This window comes from Micromonospora sp. WMMD1076 (genome assembly GCF_029581475.1).
In the GTDB taxonomy this organism is placed as follows: Bacteria; Actinomycetota; Actinomycetes; order Mycobacteriales; family Micromonosporaceae; genus Micromonospora; species Micromonospora aurantiaca.
The window spans coordinates 553,212-569,840 of the sequence record NZ_CP120862.1; the positions used below are offsets into that span (position 1 = coordinate 553,212).

14 protein-coding genes are annotated in these 16,629 nt (G+C 74.7%); 7 read left to right on the forward strand and 7 right to left on the reverse strand.

The features are described 5' to 3' along the window. The first annotated feature begins 424 nt into the window (after positions 1-424). Positions 425-931, forward strand: a complete 507-nt coding sequence (locus O7622_RS02855) for an inorganic diphosphatase (protein WP_013288994.1) — start codon at positions 425-427, stop codon at positions 929-931. 55 nt (positions 932-986) lie between these two features. Here O7622_RS02855 and eccD read toward each other — a convergent pair whose 3' ends face one another. Beyond that, the gene (gene eccD / locus O7622_RS02860; RefSeq protein ID WP_282311733.1) at positions 987-2,369 is read right to left on the reverse strand and encodes a type VII secretion integral membrane protein EccD; all 1,383 of its coding nucleotides are present in this window, start codon (positions 2,367-2,369) and stop codon (positions 987-989) included. 105 nt (positions 2,370-2,474) lie between these two features. On the opposite strand from eccD, the gene eccCa reads away from it, so the two are divergent. From eccCa to O7622_RS02875, 3 genes are all read left to right on the forward strand, one after another. After that, complete coding sequence (gene eccCa, locus O7622_RS02865) at positions 2,475-6,413, forward strand: type VII secretion protein EccCa (RefSeq protein WP_282311734.1); 3,939 nt, start codon at positions 2,475-2,477, stop codon at positions 6,411-6,413. A 160-nt stretch (positions 6,414-6,573) separates the two neighbouring features. Beyond that, positions 6,574-7,815 (forward strand): type VII secretion-associated serine protease mycosin, encoded by a 1,242-nt coding sequence (gene mycP / locus O7622_RS02870; RefSeq protein WP_282311735.1) that lies wholly within the window; start codon positions 6,574-6,576, stop codon positions 7,813-7,815. A 40-nt stretch (positions 7,816-7,855) separates the two neighbouring features. Then, positions 7,856-8,650 carry a phosphatase PAP2 family protein gene (locus O7622_RS02875; protein WP_282311736.1) on the forward strand — a complete coding sequence of 265 codons (795 nt, stop codon included), beginning with the start codon at positions 7,856-7,858 and terminating at the stop codon, positions 8,648-8,650. Positions 8,651-8,712: 62 nt separating this feature from the next. Here the strand turns inward: O7622_RS02875 and O7622_RS02880 are convergent, their stop codons facing one another. The 6 genes from O7622_RS02880 to O7622_RS02905 form a co-directional block, all read right to left on the reverse strand. Next, entirely contained in the window at positions 8,713-9,891 is a 1,179-nt protein-coding gene (locus O7622_RS02880; protein WP_282311737.1) for a MarP family serine protease, read from the reverse strand. A 76-nt stretch (positions 9,892-9,967) separates the two neighbouring features. Further along, positions 9,968-10,660, reverse strand: coding sequence for a CoA pyrophosphatase (locus O7622_RS02885; protein WP_282311738.1), 693 nt, complete (start codon positions 10,658-10,660; stop codon positions 9,968-9,970). Continuing rightward, positions 10,657-11,259 (reverse strand): TlpA disulfide reductase family protein, encoded by a 603-nt coding sequence (locus tag O7622_RS02890; RefSeq protein ID WP_282311739.1) that lies wholly within the window; start codon positions 11,257-11,259, stop codon positions 10,657-10,659. The genes O7622_RS02885 and O7622_RS02890 overlap by 4 nt, the downstream gene beginning before the upstream one ends. Beyond that, a complete protein-coding gene (nth, locus tag O7622_RS02895; protein ID WP_282311740.1) occupies positions 11,259-12,038 on the reverse strand; it encodes an endonuclease III in 780 nt (259 codons plus the stop codon). Before nth ends, O7622_RS02890 begins: the two co-directional genes overlap by 1 nt. Positions 12,039-12,097: 59 nt before the next feature. Beyond that, the gene (locus O7622_RS02900) at positions 12,098-13,237 is read right to left on the reverse strand and encodes a CapA family protein (protein ID WP_282314015.1); all 1,140 of its coding nucleotides are present in this window, start codon (positions 13,235-13,237) and stop codon (positions 12,098-12,100) included. Between the two features lie 184 nt (positions 13,238-13,421). Next, entirely contained in the window at positions 13,422-14,129 is a 708-nt protein-coding gene (locus O7622_RS02905; protein ID WP_282314016.1) for an adenosylcobinamide amidohydrolase, read from the reverse strand. A 220-nt stretch (positions 14,130-14,349) separates the two neighbouring features. On the opposite strand from O7622_RS02905, the gene O7622_RS02910 reads away from it, so the two are divergent. From O7622_RS02910 to O7622_RS02920, 3 genes are all read left to right on the forward strand, one after another. Further along, complete coding sequence (locus tag O7622_RS02910; protein WP_007466162.1) at positions 14,350-15,027, forward strand: Crp/Fnr family transcriptional regulator; 678 nt, start codon at positions 14,350-14,352, stop codon at positions 15,025-15,027. A gap of 141 nt (positions 15,028-15,168) precedes the next feature. Continuing rightward, complete coding sequence (locus tag O7622_RS02915) at positions 15,169-15,912, forward strand: metallophosphoesterase family protein (protein WP_282311741.1); 744 nt, start codon at positions 15,169-15,171, stop codon at positions 15,910-15,912. A gap of 105 nt (positions 15,913-16,017) precedes the next feature. Then, entirely contained in the window at positions 16,018-16,629 is a 612-nt protein-coding gene (locus O7622_RS02920) for a TetR/AcrR family transcriptional regulator (protein WP_282311742.1), read from the forward strand.

Sequence of the window (16,629 nt, forward strand, 5' to 3'; positions counted from 1 at the left end):
CGGCGGGCTGACCGGGATCGGGTCCGGCGCGCCGGGCCAGTTCAGCGGAGCCGTCGGGTCGTGGAACGGGCCGACCCGGGCCGAGCCGCTCGCCGGGCCGGAGCCGTGCTGCGGCGGGCCGACGCGGGCGGACCCGGTGGCCGGAGCCGGACGATGGGGGATGTTCGCACCGGGGACGGACACCCGCCCGGTGGCCCCGCCGGAACCGGAACCGGCGGACCCGCGCCCGTCAACCCTCTCGGGGCGGTAGTGTGAATCTTCCCTCCCCACGGCCCCCTCCTCCCCGCTCGAAATCGCCTTGGGCGACACTACTTCGGTCCGAACACTATGCGGCGGCCGGAGCCGACGGGGGGCGTTCACCCCGCGCCGGGGGTGAGCCGCTGGTTTCCGTTAGCCAGCGTGGGCAGACGAGGGAGCGTGGAAGATGGATTTCGACGTCACGGTTGAGATCCCGAAGGGTCACCGCAACAAGTACGAGGTAGACCACGCGACCGGCCGCATCCGGCTGGACCGCACCCTCTTCACCTCCACGCAGTACCCGGCCGACTACGGGTTCATCGAGGGCACCCTGGGCGAGGACGGCGACCCGCTGGACGCGCTGGTGCTGGTACCGGAGCCGACGTTCCCGGGCTGCCTGATCCGCTGCCGCACCATCGGCATGTTCCGGATGACCGACGAGAAGGGCGGCGACGACAAGGTCCTCTGCGTGCCCTACGAGGACCCGCGTCAGGAGCACCTGCGCGACATCCACCACCTGGGCGAGTTCGACCGGCTGGAGATCCAGCACTTCTTCGAGGTCTACAAGGACCTGGAGCCGGGCAAGTCGGTCGAGGGCGCGACCTGGGTGGGCCGGGTCGAGGCCGAGGCGGAGATCGCCGCCTCGTACCGGCGCGCCAAGGAGGCCGAGGAGCGCGGCGAGACGCTGCACTGACGCCCACGCTCGCCCAAGGCCCGGGTCGCGCTTCGCGATCCGGGCCTCCGCGTGTTCAGGCGAGCAGGTCGCGGGCCCGGTCGTAGAGGTCGAGCACCGCGCAGGCCACCGGCACGACAGCGACCACGAGCGCGGTGTCGGTCAGGTCGGCCAGCCGGCCGAGGTACGGGGAGACCGGGCGCCGGGCGTACGTGGCTCCGGCGGTGACCGCCGTGAGTGCCAGGGCCAGCCCGCCCACTGTCAGCGCCAGGCGGCCACCGGGACCGGCCCGCTCGGCCAGCACCACGCCGAGCACTGCGAACCCGGTCAGCCCGGCGACGATCGCCGGCACCCGGTGCCGTACCGCCACGAACAGGCGGGAGCGCAGCAGCAGCACCCCGCAGGCGACGGCGGCGAGCAGCAGCCCGGCGGTACGCCCGTCGGAGACGAGCACCGCGACCGCACCGACTGCGAGCACCGCGTGGCCGAGCAGCATCCCGGTGAGCACCTCCTCGGCGCGGGCCACCGCCGCGTGTACCCGCCCCCGGTCCGGCAGGTCCCGGGTGCCGGCCGGGCTGGGCAGGGTGAGCGGCGGCAGCGGCAGCTTGCCGACCCGGATGGCCAGCAACGGCAGCCCGCCGAGCGCGAACACCAGCACGGCGAGCAGGACCGCGGCGGTGCCGTCCGGGTCGAGCAGCAGCCCGCCGAGCGCGGCCGCCACGCCTGCCACGCCGACAGTCACCCCGGCCACGGAGACGCGGGACCGGCTGGCCACGCCGAGCAGGCCGAGCACCGCCACCAGCAGCAGCGCCACCGAGCCGAGCAGCAGTTCCGGGGCGCCCACCCAGCGCAGGCCGGGGATCGGGCCGACCGGGTCGCCGGAGGTGACAGCCAGCGCGCCGGCCGCCGCGGCCCAGGGCAGCGCGTACCCGCCGAGCGTGGCGCCGACCGGGCCGTCCCCGTACGCCCGGGACGCCGCGGTGGCGGTGAGCACCAGGATCAGGGCGACCGCCGCGGCGACCGGCCAGCCGCGTGCGCCCGGCCCGCCCGCGACCACGGCGACCAGCCCGATGGCCAGGGGTACGGCGGCGCCCGCGAGCGCGGCGGCCCGGGTGGCGTGACCCGACCAGGCGGCGCCCCGGCGCCGGGCGCCGTCCACGATCGCCTCGACCACGTCGTCGTATTCCAACTCGGGCCACTGCGCGCGGGCCGGCACCAGATGCAGCACCTCGCCGTCGCGGACGCCCTGCGGCAGCAGCGCCTGGGCGGTGGCCAGCACCGCCCCGTCGGTCCGGCGCAGCACCCACCCGCCGTGCCGTTCCCCGTCGTCGGCCAGCCCCTCACCGGCGTGCCGGAGCACCTCGGGCAGCAGCTCGGCCAGGGGCACCTGCTCCGGTAGGGCCACGTCGACCCGCCTCCTGGGCGCGCTGATCGTGACCCGGGCGAGCCCGCTTGTCATCGAGGCATCTCCATATCGGGCGGCGGGAGTGGGCTGACGGACGAGAGGACTTTACCTACGATGAGCCAGGCTCGGGTTACCCAGAGCCACTTTCGGGGAGGGTGAGTGTCCACTGTTGTCATCAAGCGGCCGCCACGCCGCCCGGCACCGGAGATCCCGGTCGGTGAGCTGCCCGTCGAGGCGCCGCCGGAGATCCCCGCCGCGACCGGTGGGCGCTGGCAGCAGGCGCTGATGGTGCTGCCGATGCTCGGCGGGACGGTGGCCATGGCGATGATGTTCGGCCGCGGCGGCGGGGCCTACTCGTACGTGGTGGGCGGCATGTTCGGCCTCTCCTCGCTGGCGATGCTGGTGACCACCTGGGGCAGCGCCGGGCCGAAGAAGTCCGAGCTGATGGCCGCCCGCCGGGAGTACCTGCGCCACCTGGCCACGCTCCGGCGCCGGGTACGGGAGACCGCCGGCGCCCAGCGCGCCGGGCTGTCCTACCGCCATCCGGAGCCGGGGCGGCTCTGGTCGACTGTCGACAGTCACCGGGTGTGGGAGCGCCGGCCGGGCGACCCGGACTTCGCCGTGGTCCGGGTCGGTGTGGGCCCGCAGACGCTCGCCACCCCGCTGGTCCCGCCGGTCACCCGCCCGCTGGAGGAGCTGGAGCCGATGACGGCCGGGGCGCTGCGGCGCTTCCTGGACGCGTACTCGGTGGTGCCGGACCTGCCGGTGGCGCTGTCGCTGCGCAGCTTCGCCCGGGTCTTCGTGCGCGGTCCGGCCGGCCCGGTACGCGGCGCCGGATCGCCCGCCGCGCAGGCGCTGGCCCGGGCGGTGCTCACCCAGCTCGCCGTCTTCCACGCGCCGGACGAGCTGCTGATCGCGGTCTGCGCCGGGCCGGAACGCCGGACCGCCTGGGAGTGGGTGAAGTGGCTGCCGCACGCCCACCACCCGGCGCGCACCGACGCGCTGGGCCCGGTGCGGCTGGTCACCAGCTCCGCCGCCGACCTGGAACGGCTGCTCGACGACGTGCTCGGCACCCGGTCCCGGTTCAGCCCGCACGGCACCGCGACCGACGGGCCGCACGTCGTGGTGGTGCTCGACGGGGGCGACCTGACCGGCGCGACCGACCTGGCCGGTGACGGCGGCATCGACGCGGTCACGGTGCTCGACCTGGACACCCCGCCGCCCCGGCTGCTCGACCGGTACGCGCTCCTGCTCGACCTGGTCGACGGCCGGCTGCACTCGCACTCCGCAGAGGGGCACGCCGAGGTGGGCGCCGCCGACGCGCTGGCGCCCGCCGACGCCGAGGCGGTGGCCCGGCGGCTCGCGCCGCTGCGGCTGGCCGGCACGGTACGCGGACCGGACGCGCCGCCCGGCGCCGAGCTGGGCCTGCCCGAGCTGCTGGGTCTCGGCGACCCGGAGAGCTTCACCGCCGAGCAGGGCTGGGCGCCCCGGGCCGCGCGGGACCGGCTGCGGGTGCCGATCGGGGTGGGCGCCGACGGCGGGGCGATCGACCTCGACCTGAAGGAGTCGGCGCAGGACGGCATGGGCCCGCACGGCCTGCTGATCGGCGCGACCGGCTCGGGCAAGTCGGAGCTACTGCGCACGCTCGTGCTCGGGCTGGCCGCCACGCACAGCTCGGAGCAGCTCAACTTCGTCCTCGTCGACTTCAAGGGCGGCGCCACGTTCGCGCCGTTCGGGCGGCTGCCGCACACCGCCGCCGTGATCACCAACCTGGCCGACGCGCTGCCGCTGGTGGACCGGATGGTGGACGCGATCAACGGGGAGCTGATGCGCCGGCAGGAACTGTTGCGCCGGGCCGGCAACTTCGCGAGCGTGCGCGACTACGAGCGGGCACGGGCGGCCGGTTCGCCGCTGGCCCAGCTGCCGTCGCTGCTGCTGATCTGCGACGAGTTCTCCGAGCTGCTGTCCGCCAAGCCCGACTTCATCGACCTGTTCGTGCAGATCGGCCGGCTGGGCCGGTCGCTCGGAGTGCACCTGCTGCTCGCCAGCCAGCGGCTGGAGGAGGGGCGGCTGCGCGGGCTGGACACGCATCTGTCGTACCGGATCGGTTTGCGGACGTTCTCGGCGCTGGAGTCCCGGACGGTGCTGGGCGTGCCGGACGCGCACGAGCTGCCGCGCAGCCCGGGGCACGGTTACCTGCGCTCGGGCACCGACCCGCTGGCCCGGTTCAAGGCCGCGTACGTCTCCGGCGCGGTCCGCCGCCGCGGCGGCGGGGCGGGCGCGTCCGACGCCGGTGAGGCGCGTGTGCTCGCGTTCTCCACCCACCTGGTCCCGGCGCCCGAGCTGCCCGCGCCCGTCGCCCTGCCCGCCGAGGACGACAGCGGCGAGACGCTGCTGGACCTGCTCGTGGACCGGCTGGCCGGGCAGGGCCCGCCCGCGCACCAGGTGTGGCTGCCGCCGCTGGACGCCTCGCCCGCCCTGGACGAGCTGCTCGGCCCGGTCGGCGCCGACCCGGTACGCGGGCTCAATGTGGCGAATCCGGAGCTGCACGGGGCGCTCCAGGTGCCGGTGGCGGTGGTGGACAAGCCGTTCGAGCAGCGGCGCGACCTGCTCTGGCTGGCGCTGGACGGCGCGGCCGGGCACGTCGCTGTGGTCGGCACCACCCGCAGCGGCCGGTCCAGCCTGCTGCGCACCCTGGTCTGCGCGCTCGCGCTCACCCACACCCCGGCCGAGGTGCAGGTCTACTGCCTCGACTTCGGCAGCGGGACGCTCGGCACGCTGCGCGACCTGCCCCACGTGGGCGGTGTCAGCGGGCGCACCGACGGCACCGCCGTGCGCCGTACCGTCGGCGAGGTCGCCGGCCTGCTGGCCGAGCGGGAGCGTCGTTTCGCCGAGGCCGGTGTGGAGTCGATGGCGGCGTGGCGACGGCGGCGGGCGGCGGGCGCGCCGGACCCGTTCGGGGACGTGTTCCTGCTGGTGGACGGCTGGAACACGCTGCGTGGCGAGTACGAGGACCTGGAACCGCTGGTCACCGAACTCGCCACCCGGGGCCTGGCGTACGGGGTGCACGTGGTGGCGAGCGCGCTGCGCTGGTCGGACTTCCGCCCGGCGATCCGTGACCTGTTCGGCTCCCGGCTGGAGTTGCGTCTCGGCGACCCGGCCGACTCGGTGGTGGTCAAGCGGGCGCTGGCGGCGACCGTGCCGGAGGAGCGTCCGGGACGCGGCATCACGGCGGGCGGACTGCACTTCCTCACCGCCGAACCCCGCGTCGAGGCACTGGGCGCGGAGACCGCCGATCTGGTCAAGGCGGTCGCCGGCGCGTGGACCGGTCCGCCGGCACCCCGGGTGCGGCTGCTTCCGCCGGTGCTGCCGTACGCCGAGCTGGACCAGAGCGCGACGAACGGGCTGGCGTTCCCGATCGGCGTGGCCGAGGCGGACCTGTCCCAGGTGGTGCTGGACTTCGCCACCGAGCCGAACTTCCTGGTCTTCGGCGACGCCGAGTGCGGCAAGTCGTCGTTCCTGCGGGCGCTCGCCACCTCGATCGTCAACCGGTTCGCCCCGGAGCAGGCCCGGGTGATGCTCGTGGACTACCGGCGCAGCCTGATGGGCGTGATCGAGACGCCGCACCTGATCGGGTACGGCACCGCGGCGCCGCACACCGCCGAGCTGATCGAGTCGGCCGCCGGCTATCTCCAGGGGCGGCAGCCGGGGCCGGAGGTGACCCCGGCGCAGCTGCGCAGCCGGTCGTGGTGGCAGGGACCGGAGCTGTTCGTGCTCGTCGACGACTACGACCTGGTGGCAGGCGGGCCGACGAACCCGTTGCGGGCGCTGGAGGAGCACCTGCCGCACGCGCGGGACGTCGGGCTGCACCTGGTGCTGGCGCGGCGTACCGGCGGTGCCGGGCGGACCGCGTACGAGCCGATCGTGCAGCGGCTGCGCGAGCTGTCCACGGCCGGGCTGGTGATGTCGGGCGGCCCGGAGGAGGGCGCGCTCGTCGGTCAGGTCAGGGCCGGGCCGCTGCCCCCGGGCCGGGCGCGTCTGGTCACGCGCCGGGAGGGGGTGCGCCTGGTCCAGTTGGCACATCTCCCGCCCGGGTGATCCGCCTCGCGGAGTTGCCCCGTGACGGTCGGGACAACCGGTAATCTCCGTGCAGCATGTGTCTGACGCGACCGAACGGCTGGGGAATGTGACAGGGGATCGGCAGGGACCGCCCGGTGGGCCGCCCCGGCATCGCGCTGGACGCGCGCTGTTCGCCGCCGTGTCGGCGCTGGCCATCGTCGCCGGTCCGCTGGCGCCGCCGGCCCACGCCGCGCCCGCCGCCCCGGCCACAGTGGCGCGTCCCTGGGTGGCCCCCGACCGCCTGCTGCGCACCGATCAGGTACGCGACGAGCAGTGGCAGCTGGCGGAGTTGCGGGCGAAGACCGCGTGGCGCACCTCGACCGGGCGCGGCGTGGTGGTCGCGGTGATCGACTCCGGTGTGGACGGCACCCACCCCGACCTGGCGGGCCAGGTGCTGCCCGGCCTCGATCTGGTGACGCCGGACGGCTCGGACGGCCCGGACCCGGTGGGCCACGGCACCACGGTGGCCGGGCTGATCGCCGGGCGGGCCGACGACGACCGGGGCGTGCTGGGGCTCGCGCCGGACGCCAAGATCCTCCCGGTCCGCGTCCTCGACGCCGAGAACCGCTACGACGACGCACTGATCATCGCCAAGGCGGTGCGCTGGGCGGTCGACAACGGCGCCCAGGTGGTCAACCTGTCGCTCGGCGGCAGCAGCGACAACCCGGCCCTGGCCGCGGCGCTCGACTACGCGTTCGCCCGGGACGTGGTGGTGGTGGCCTGCACCGGCAACCTGGCCACCTCGACGACCACCGAGGTCTGGTACCCGGCCCGGGAACCGGGTGTGCTCGCGGTCGCCGGGTTGGAGCGGACCGGCGAGAACCTCTGGTCCGGCTCGATCACGGGTCACGAGACGGTGCTCAGCGCCCCGGCCACCGGGCTCTACGGCGCCCGGCCGGAGGGCTACTGGCGGGTGCAGGGGACGAGCTTCGCCGCGCCGCTCGTCGCCGCGACAGCCGCCCTGGTCCGCGCGCGGTATCCGAAGATGTCGGCCGGGGACGTGGTGAACCGGCTGATCGCCACGGCCCGGGATCTCGGCCCGACCGGCCGGGACGACCGGTTCGGCTACGGCCTTGTCGATCCGGTGGCGGCGCTCACCGCCGATGTGCCGGCGGTGGGCCACAACCCGCTCGACGACAACGCCTCCCCCGGCGTGGTGGGCTTCGGCCCGGCGCCCGGCGACACGCAGGACACCCGGGCCGCCGCGGCGGGCCGGGGCGGTGACCCGCTGGGGCGTTCCTCGGAAGGCTGGGCCGCCCGGCCGGCGGGCCAGACGGACGCCTCCGCCCCGGAACGGCTCTGGACCGGCCTGGCCCTGTTCGTCGCGCTCGTCACCGGCACCGCGTTGATGGTTCGCCGGTTCCGGCAGGCCCGTCGCTGAACCGGTCTTGCCCCGCCCTCGGATGGGTAGGGAAAGCCCCATGGACACCACCGGGGCCACTGTCACGCGGCAGCGGTCGTGGCGGAGCCGCCGCCTCGACCGCGAGCACCCGCTGGGCCTGCGGCTCACCCTGGCCGCGGTCGCGGCTTTCCTGGTGCTGGTGCCGTTCGCCCTGATCGCGCTGCTGGTTCTCGGCGCGTGGCCGCCTCTGCTGCGGCTGGACGCCTCGATCGCCGACGCGTTCCACGGGTACGCACAGGACCATCCCGCCTGGGTCGGCGTGATGACGGTCTGGACGCACGTGTTCGGGCCCGGGCCGCTGCGGGTGGCCGCGGTCGTGGTGGTGGTCTGGCTGGTCCGGCACGGCGCGCCCCGGCTCGCGGTCTGGGTGGTCGTCACGATGGTCGCCGGCGGGCTGCTCGGCGCGCTGCTCAAGCTGCTCGTCGGCCGGGACCGGCCGGATCTGCTCGATCCGGTGGCCCGGGCCGCCGGTTACTCGTTTCCGTCCGGTCACGCGCTCAACGCCACGCTGGCGGCGGGTGCGCTGCTGCTGGTGTTCCTGCCGTTCGTGCGGGACAGCCGCCGGGGCCGGGTCGCGCTGTGGACCGCCGCCGTGCTGGTCGCAGTGGTGACCGGGCTCAGCCGGATCGCGCTGGGCGTGCACTGGACCAGCGACGTGGTGGGCGGCTGGGTGCTCGGGGCGGCGGTGGTGGCCGCGACAGCGGCCGGCTTCGCCACCTGGCGCAGCGGATCCGGGCGGCCGTCCGCCCGTCCGCTCCGTGAGGGGGTCGAGCCGGAGCTGACCGACCAGTGGCCGGAGGGCGGCCGGGCGTAGCCGGACCCGCGCCGGGGTACAGGCGAGCGCAGCACCCCGGGTGGCTGAGCGTCGCCGCCGGCTCAGGTGCAGTCGCCGGTCGCCACTCCCCGGGTACGCTCCGCGCCCGCCAGCGCCACCGGCCGCGCCTCGGCCGCGGTCACCGCGAAGCCGGTGTTCGGGTCGTCCGCCGCCGCCGCGAAGATCACGCCGAGCACCAGACCGTTCGAGGAGACCAGCGGGCCGCCGGAGTTGCCGCTGCGCACCAGCGCCCGGATCGTGTAGATCTCCCGGTTGACGTCACCGGCCGCGTAGATGTCCGGGCCGGTGATCCGGTCGACGTCCCGGATCCGGGCCGGGCGGGCGTCGTACGGGCCGTCGAGCGGGAAGCCGAGCACGATCGCGTCCGCACCGGTGGCGGCCGGCCCGGCGGCGAAGCGCAGCGACGGGCCGGGCAACCCGGGTACGTAGAGCACCGCCAGGTCCCGGTCCGGGTCGTAGACGACGACCTCGCCGTCGTACCGCTCGCCGCGCAGTTCCACAGCCACCGAGCGGGTGCCCGCCACCACGTGCGCGTTGGTCATCACCCGGTCGTCGGCGTACACGAAGCCGGAGCCCTCGATGCGGCGCGAGCAGCTCGGCGCGGAGCCGAGCACCTTCACCACCGACCGCCTGCTGTTCTGCACCACCTGGGAGTTGGCGAGCGCCGGGTCGGGCGGTGCGACCTGCCGGGCCCGGGTCGGTGCGAGGTCGCCGAACACGTCCGGGAAGCCGTTGGTGTCGACCGTGTCGCGCAGCGCTGTGGACAGGTCCTGCGCCCTGTCCGGCAGCACCTGGTCGACGACGGTGAGCAGCGCGCTGTTGCGGACCGAGGAGGCCAGCCACGGCACCGAGGAGGAGCCGAGCGGCACCGCGACCAGCCACGCCACGAGCATGACCGCGACGACCGAGATGAACGCTCCGCCGACGTCGTCGATCTTCCGGCCGGCCGGCCCGGTGATGGCGGCCCGCAGGTTGGAGCCGAGCCAGCCGGCCAGCGCCTGCCCCAGCACCGCGAGCCCGAAGATCGCCACCAGGGAGATCAGCACGCGTGTGCCGCTCGCCGTGAACTGCTGGGCGATCAGCGGCCCGACCTGGAGGCCGAGCAGCGCTCCGAGGAAGAAGCCGGAGAACGACAGGGCCCCGATGACGAAGCCCTGACGGTATCCGCTGATCGCGAACACGAGCATGAGCAGGAGAAGGACGAGATCCACGGCGGACACGCCCCAAGGGTACGGGCACCGGGCCCGTGCTCGGCTCAGCGCTCGCGGAACGTGACCCGGGGATGCGTACGGGTGATCACCGCACCGGGCTCTCGTCGGCCGCCTCGGTGCCCGCCGACGGAGCGGGCGTGGCGTCGACCGGCGGCAGGTCCACCACGCGCGAGTGCGGCCAGGGACGGGACCAGCCGCCCAGCTCCAGCAGCCGGTCGATCACGCCCGCCGTGAAGCCCCAGACGAGCATGCCACGTGCGGAGAAGGCGGGACCGATCCAGCCGCTCGGGTGGCGTACCCGCATGCGGTTGTCCGGGTCGACCAGCTCGGTGACCGGCAGCCGGGCCACGTGGGCCACCTCGGCCGGCTCGCGCGGGTGCACCGGGTGCGGGTCGTGCCACCAGGCGAGCACCGGGGTGACCATGAAGTCGCTGACCGGGATCCAGAGCCGGGGCAGCTCGGCCAGCACTGTGACGCTGCCCGGGTCGAGGCCGACCTCCTCGTTCGCCTCGCGCAGCGCGGTGGCGCGGGCGTCGGCGTCCTCCGGGTCGGCCGCCCCGCCCGGGAAGGCCGGCTGCCCGGCGTGGTTGCGCAGCGTCGCGGCGCGCTGGAGGACGAGCACGTCCGGCCCGGCGCCCGGGTCCTCGCCGAGCAGCACCAGCACGGCGCTCTCCCGGCCGCCGCTCTCCGGCGTGACGATGCGGGTGAAGTCCTCCGCCCGCGCGGTGCCGAGCCGGCCCAGCAGCGGGTCGAACCACCCCGGCGGCCGTCGGGTCATACCCGCACCCCGAGGTGACGTTCGAGCAGCGCGGCGAGGCGGGCGTCGTCGAGCGCGCCGGTCGCGTCGGTGTGCCGGATCCGCCCGTCGGCGTCGACGAGCACGGTCAGCGGGAACGCGTTGCGTTCGAGCGCGCGCTGGAACGCGTCGCCCTGGTCGAGCAGCATCGGGAAGTCGACGCCGTAGTCCTCGCCGATGGACTGCGCGCCGCCGCGGCTGTCCCGCCTGTTCACGCCGATCACCTGGAACCGGCCGTCGGCCCGCTCGCTGAGCCGCTGGAACGCGGGCAGTTCCTTGCGGCACGGCGGGCACCAGGACGCCCACACGTTGATCACCGCCGGGCCCTCGACGTCACGCAGGTTCACCGGCGCGCCTCCGGTGAAGCAGTTCAGCGTCAGGTCGGGGAGCTGGTCCCCGGCCTTCCCGGCGGGCGTCGGGGACGCGGCGGCGGGCGCGACGGTCAGCGGGGCGCAGTCGGCGAACGGCGAGGGGCGCTCGGCCCGGGTCGCCGGCGCCGGACGTTCCGGCTCCTCGGTCGTGGCGGTGCAGCCCGCGGCCGCCAGCAGCAGCGGGACGAGAAGGTACGCGAACCGGCGCATCACGGCACGTCCGCCGCTGCCGCCTGCTGCGGCACCAGGTCGGGATCGAGGCCGACGGCCACCGCCAGGTCACGGGCCCGGGGGCCCTTGAGCAGCTTGGCCGCGGCAGCCGGTTCGGTCGGCCCGGTGCCGTACGCGGGACACAGCTTCGCCAGCGTGCACGCGCCGCAGGCGGGCTTGCGGGCGTGGCAGACCCGGCGGCCGTGGAAGATCACCCGGTGCGACAGCATCGTCCAGTCGCGCTTCGGGTAGAGCGCGCCGATCGCGTGCTCGATCTTCACCGGGTCGGTCTCGGTGGTGAGCTGCCACCGGTGCACCAGCCGCTGGAAGTGGGTGTCGACTGTGATGCCGGGGACACCGAAGGCGTTGCCGAGGATGACGTTGGCGGTCTTGCGGCCGATCCCCGGCAGGGCCACCAGGTCGTCGAGCCGCCCGGGCACCTCGCCGTCGTACCGCTCGCAGAGCGCCCGCCCGAGGTTGATCAGGGAGCTGGTCTTGTTGCGGTAGAACCCGGTGGGCCGGATCAGCTCCTCCATCTCGGCGCGGTCCGCAGCGGCGTAGTCGGCGGCGGTGCGGTAGCGGGCGAACAGCTTCGGCGTGACCTCGTTGACCTTCTTGTCGGTGCACTGGGCGGACAGGATCGTCGCCACTGCGAGCTCCAGCGCGTTGGCGTGGTCGAGTTCACAGTGCGCGTCGGGGTGCGTCTCGGTCAGCACGCGGCCGATGCGCCGGGCGCGGCGCGTACGGCCGAGGTCGGTCTCGGGGGAGCGCGTGGTCACGTCGGCCAGCCTACGTCGCGGGGCCGACGCTCCGGCGGCTCGGCGCGGCCGGGGTGCGCTCAGCCACCCGCCGGTGCGGTGATCTTGCCGGTTCCGTCGAGCTTCGCGCCGGTGTCCGGGAAGTCGGCCCGGTTCAGGTCGCGGACCAGTCCGAGGCCGCGGTTCTGCCGGTCTACAGACGGACGGCCCACGCCGTTCATGACTGTGGAGGTGAACGTGCCGCCGACGAACTTCCCCTCGGCGGTGAGCGACACCTTGAGCACGCCGCCCCAGCCGAACCGGCCCGAGCTGCTCAGCGACTTGCCGCCACCGGCGAAGTTGCCCAGGCTGTACGCGATCAGCCGCCCCTTGTAGAACTCCATCCCACGCAGCACGTGCGGGCCGTGCCCGATGACCAGGTCGGCGCCGGCGTCGATGACGGTCCGGGAGAAGCGGATCGGGTCACCGCGGTTCTCGCCGAAGAACATCTCCGTACCCGGCTTCACCCGGGTCTTGTCCGCCCCCTCGGCGCCCATGTGCACCTGCACCACCACGATCTGGGCCGACTCCTTGGCCATCTCGACCACCTGCTTGGCGGCGTTCAGGTCGACCAGGCTGTTGGACCAGGGGTACGACGAGAAGCCGATCACTGCGACCTTGATGCCCTTGACGTCCACCACGGTGATCTCGCCCGGCGCGCCGGTGTGCTTGAGCCCGTGCGCCTCCAGTGCCGACTGGGTGTTCTCGTAGCCCTGGCGGCCGTAGTCGTAGCCGTGGTTGTTGGCCTGGTTGAGCAGCTGGAACCCGGCCGACCGCAGGTGCGCGGCATAACCCGGCGGCGCGCGGAACTGGTAGCAGTTCTTCGGCGTCGGGCCGCACTTGCCGACGCCTGTGTCGTCGGTGAGCGGCTCCTCCAGGTTGCCCATCACCAGGTCGCCCTTGAGCGCCGACTTCACGTCGTCGAAGAAGCCCTTGCCGCCGTTGGGCGGCAGCCGGTCCGGCGCGTTGCCCATGATCACGTCACCGGTCGCGGCGAGCGAGATCGACGGCTCCTTCGTCGCATCGGGCGCCGCCGGCTGGTCACCGGTGGCCGGTCCGGCCGAACCGGTCGATCCGCCGCCCTGTCCCGCCTGCCACCTGGGGTCGCCGCCGGACCCGCCGGCGTCGCCGCCGCAGCCGGCGACGAACAGGACGGCGGCGAGCGCGGCGAACGCGGCCAGGCGCCGGCCGAGCACCGCGCGACGCGGGCCGGGCACGGCGGCGGGCGGTCCGGCGACGGCGCGGAGGGTACGGGGCACAGAGCGGGCGGAAGCGTACATCGTCGGCGACGCTACCGTCCCCGGGACGCCGCGACGAGGGCCGATCGGTCGGAAAACCCGGCGTGTCGAATATGACGAGCCCACGTCAGCCCGCCCGCCGGTCGGACCAGGGCACCACGGTCCCGGCGCCGCCGGAGCGCACGGCGGCGTGCACGGCCCGGGCCAGCGGCGCGCCCCAGGCCGACCGGGGACCGCCGTACGGGGCCGGATCGCCGTCGGCCGGGCAGAGCACCGTCACCGCGTCGGTGGGGGTGCCCGTGGCGGGCAGTCCGAGTTCCCAGATCGCCTGGGCCTTCGCCTCGGTGGCGGTGGCCACTGCGTTGACCAGGGCGGCGTCGCCGAGCCGCACCGGCACGTACACGACGATGTTGACAGTGCCGACGTGCTGCGCGGGCCGGGCCGGTTCGCTCGCGGCGGGCGACGCCGGCCCGGGTGCGGAGGGCGCGGGCTCGGCTACGGCGGCCCACACCGGCGTACCCAGGCCGACAGTCGCCCAGACCCGGACGCCGCCGTCCGTGCGGCGGACCACCTCGCTCACGTCCACGCCGGTCAGCAGCCCGACCCCGGGGCCGTCCAGGTCTAGGCCGTGCGCCATCTCGGCCAGGTGCGCGGCGGGGTCGTCCCGGTCGTACGACATGGGGACCGTCGCGTTCAGCACCCACCGGCGGACGCCGATCCCCCCGCCCAGCGGCGCGGAGCCGACCGCGAGCAGCGGCGACTCGGCCCGCCAGGCCAGCAGGGGGATGTCCCGGCCGGATTCGGACCGGCTGGCCAGGAACGGCTCACACAGCACGCCGGTCACCCTACGATCACAGGTGGGAACGGGTGGCGCCGGCCCGGGCCGGGGGGCGGCATCTTAGCCGCTCCGCAGGTCGGGTGGGTTACGCCCAACGATCAAGATTCCAGGGGTGCACCTCTGATTCCTGCTCATGTGCGCCTAGACTGGCGGCGCGCGAGGGATCAGCGGACGGCGGACCCGGCCGACGGACGGCACGCGCAGGCGGAGGTGCGCGATGGACGAGGTACTGGCCCGCAGCGGGATCTTCCAGGGTGTCGACCCGGAGGCTGCCGAGGCGCTCGCCAAGGAGATGGAGACGATCGAGGTCCGCAAGGGCGAGATCGTGTTCAACGAGGGCGAGCCCGGCGACAGTCTCTACATCCTCCTGTCCGGCAAGATCAAGGTGGGTCGCCGCGCGGCGGACGGCCGGCAGAACCTGATCGCCGTGATGGGCCCGTCGGACATGGTCGGTGAGCTGTCGCTCTTCGACCCCGGGCCGCGTACGGCGACGGCCACGGCGGTCACCGACACCCGCCTGGTCCGGCTGCGCAAGCAGGCGCTGCGGCCGTGGCTGAACAACCGGCCCGAGATCGCCGAGCAGCTGCTGCGGGTGCTGGCCCGCCGGCTGCGCCGGACCAACGACTCGCTCGCCGACCTGATCTTCACCGACGTGCCGGGCCGGGTCGCCAAGAACCTGCTCCAGATGGCCGGCCGGTTCGGCACCCGCGACGGCGGCGTGCTGCGCGTGACGCACGACCTCACCCAGGAGGAGATCGCCCAGCTCGTCGGCGCCTCCCGGGAGACCGTCAACAAGGCGCTGGCCGACTTCGCCTCGCGCGGCTGGCTGCGGCTGGACGGCAAGAGCATCATCATCCTCGACCCGGAGCGCCTGGCCCGCCGCGCGCGGGTCTGACCCTCAATACCGGCTTCCCGGCCCGGCCCGCCACCCGCGGAGCCGGGCCGATGCCGTCTTCTGCGCAGGCCGGGCCGGCGCCGTCTCTGCCCACCGCAGAATCGCTTGGTTCTCCCGCGCGGGTGTAGCCAGGCTGGGACGATGCCCGATCGCGTCGCCGTCCTCTCCGACATCCACGGTGTGCTGCCCGCGCTGGAGGCCGTGCTGGCCGAGCCGGACGTGACGGCCGCCGACCTGATCGTCCTCACCGGTGACCTGGCGGCCGGTCCGCAGCCGGTCGAGGTGCTGGACCGGCTGGCCGCGCTCGGTGACCGGGCCTGCTGGGTCGGCGGGAACGCCGACCGGGAGCTGGTGCAGGCGCGGTCCGGCAGGTCCTCCCCGATCGCCGTCTCGAACTGGGCCGCCGAGCAGCTCCGCGACGACCAGGTGGCCCGGCTGTCCGCGCTGCCGCCGTCCGTCACGCTGCCGGTGACCGGCTTGGGCGAGGTGTTGTTCTGCCACGCCACCCCGCGCGACGACGAGGAGGTCGTGCTCGTCGACTCGCGGCTGGACCGCTGGGCCGAGGTCTTCGCCGGCCTGCCGGCCGAGGTCGGCACAGTGGTCTGCGGGCACACGCACATGCCGTTCACCCGGCTGGTCGACCGTCGCCTGGTGGTGAACCCGGGCAGCGTCGGCATGCCGTACGGGGGCGCGGGCGCCTGGTGGGCACTGCTCGGCCCGGGCGTGCAGTTGCGCCGGACCCGCTTCGACGTGGACGCCGCCTGCGCCCGGGTCGCCGCCGAGTCCACGTTCCCCGACGCGGCGGCCTGGGCCGACGAGTACGTCCGCTCCCGCCACTCCGACGCCGACGCGCTCACTGTCTTCGCTCCGCGCGACGGCCGCTGAGGCGTTGACAAGGGGCCCTTCCTCTACCGCAGGCGTCAACAAGGGCCCCCTCCTTTCCAAAAAGTCAGGCTTGACTGTTTGTTTTGGGCGGGGCACGCTGTCTGCGTGTCGAGCCGAGTTCCGCAGCAGGAGCGCAGCCGGGCCACCCAGGCCCGGCTGCTGGAGGCGACCGTCGAGTGCCTGGTGGAGCACGGCTGGTCCGGCACCACTACGACAGTGGTGGCGGCCCACGCCGGCGTCTCCCGGGGCGCCCAGCTGCACCACTACCCCACCAAGGCCGCCCTGGTGACCGCCGCCGTCACGCACCTGACCGAGCGCCGGGCGGCCGAGCTGCGCGCCGAGGCGGCGCACCTGCCGGTCGGCCCGAAGCGGCTCGACGGCGTGGTCGACCTGCTCGCCGCCTCGTTCACCGGCCCGCTGTTCGTGGCCGCGCTGGAGCTGTGGGTGGCCGCGCGTACCGACGCCGAGCTGCGCGCCGCGCTGGTGCCGCTGGAGGCTCGGGTCGGCCGCGAGATGCACCGGCTCACAGTCGAGCTGCTCGGTGCGGACGAGCGCAAGCCGGGCGTACGCGAGTCGGTGCAGGCGACCCTCGACCTGCTCCGCGGTCTCGGCGTGGCCAACCTGCTCAGCGACGACTCGCCCAGGCGCGCCGCCCTGCTGCACACCTGGAAACGCCAGCTCGCCGCGCTGCTCACCCCCGAGAGCGAGCGGCACTGA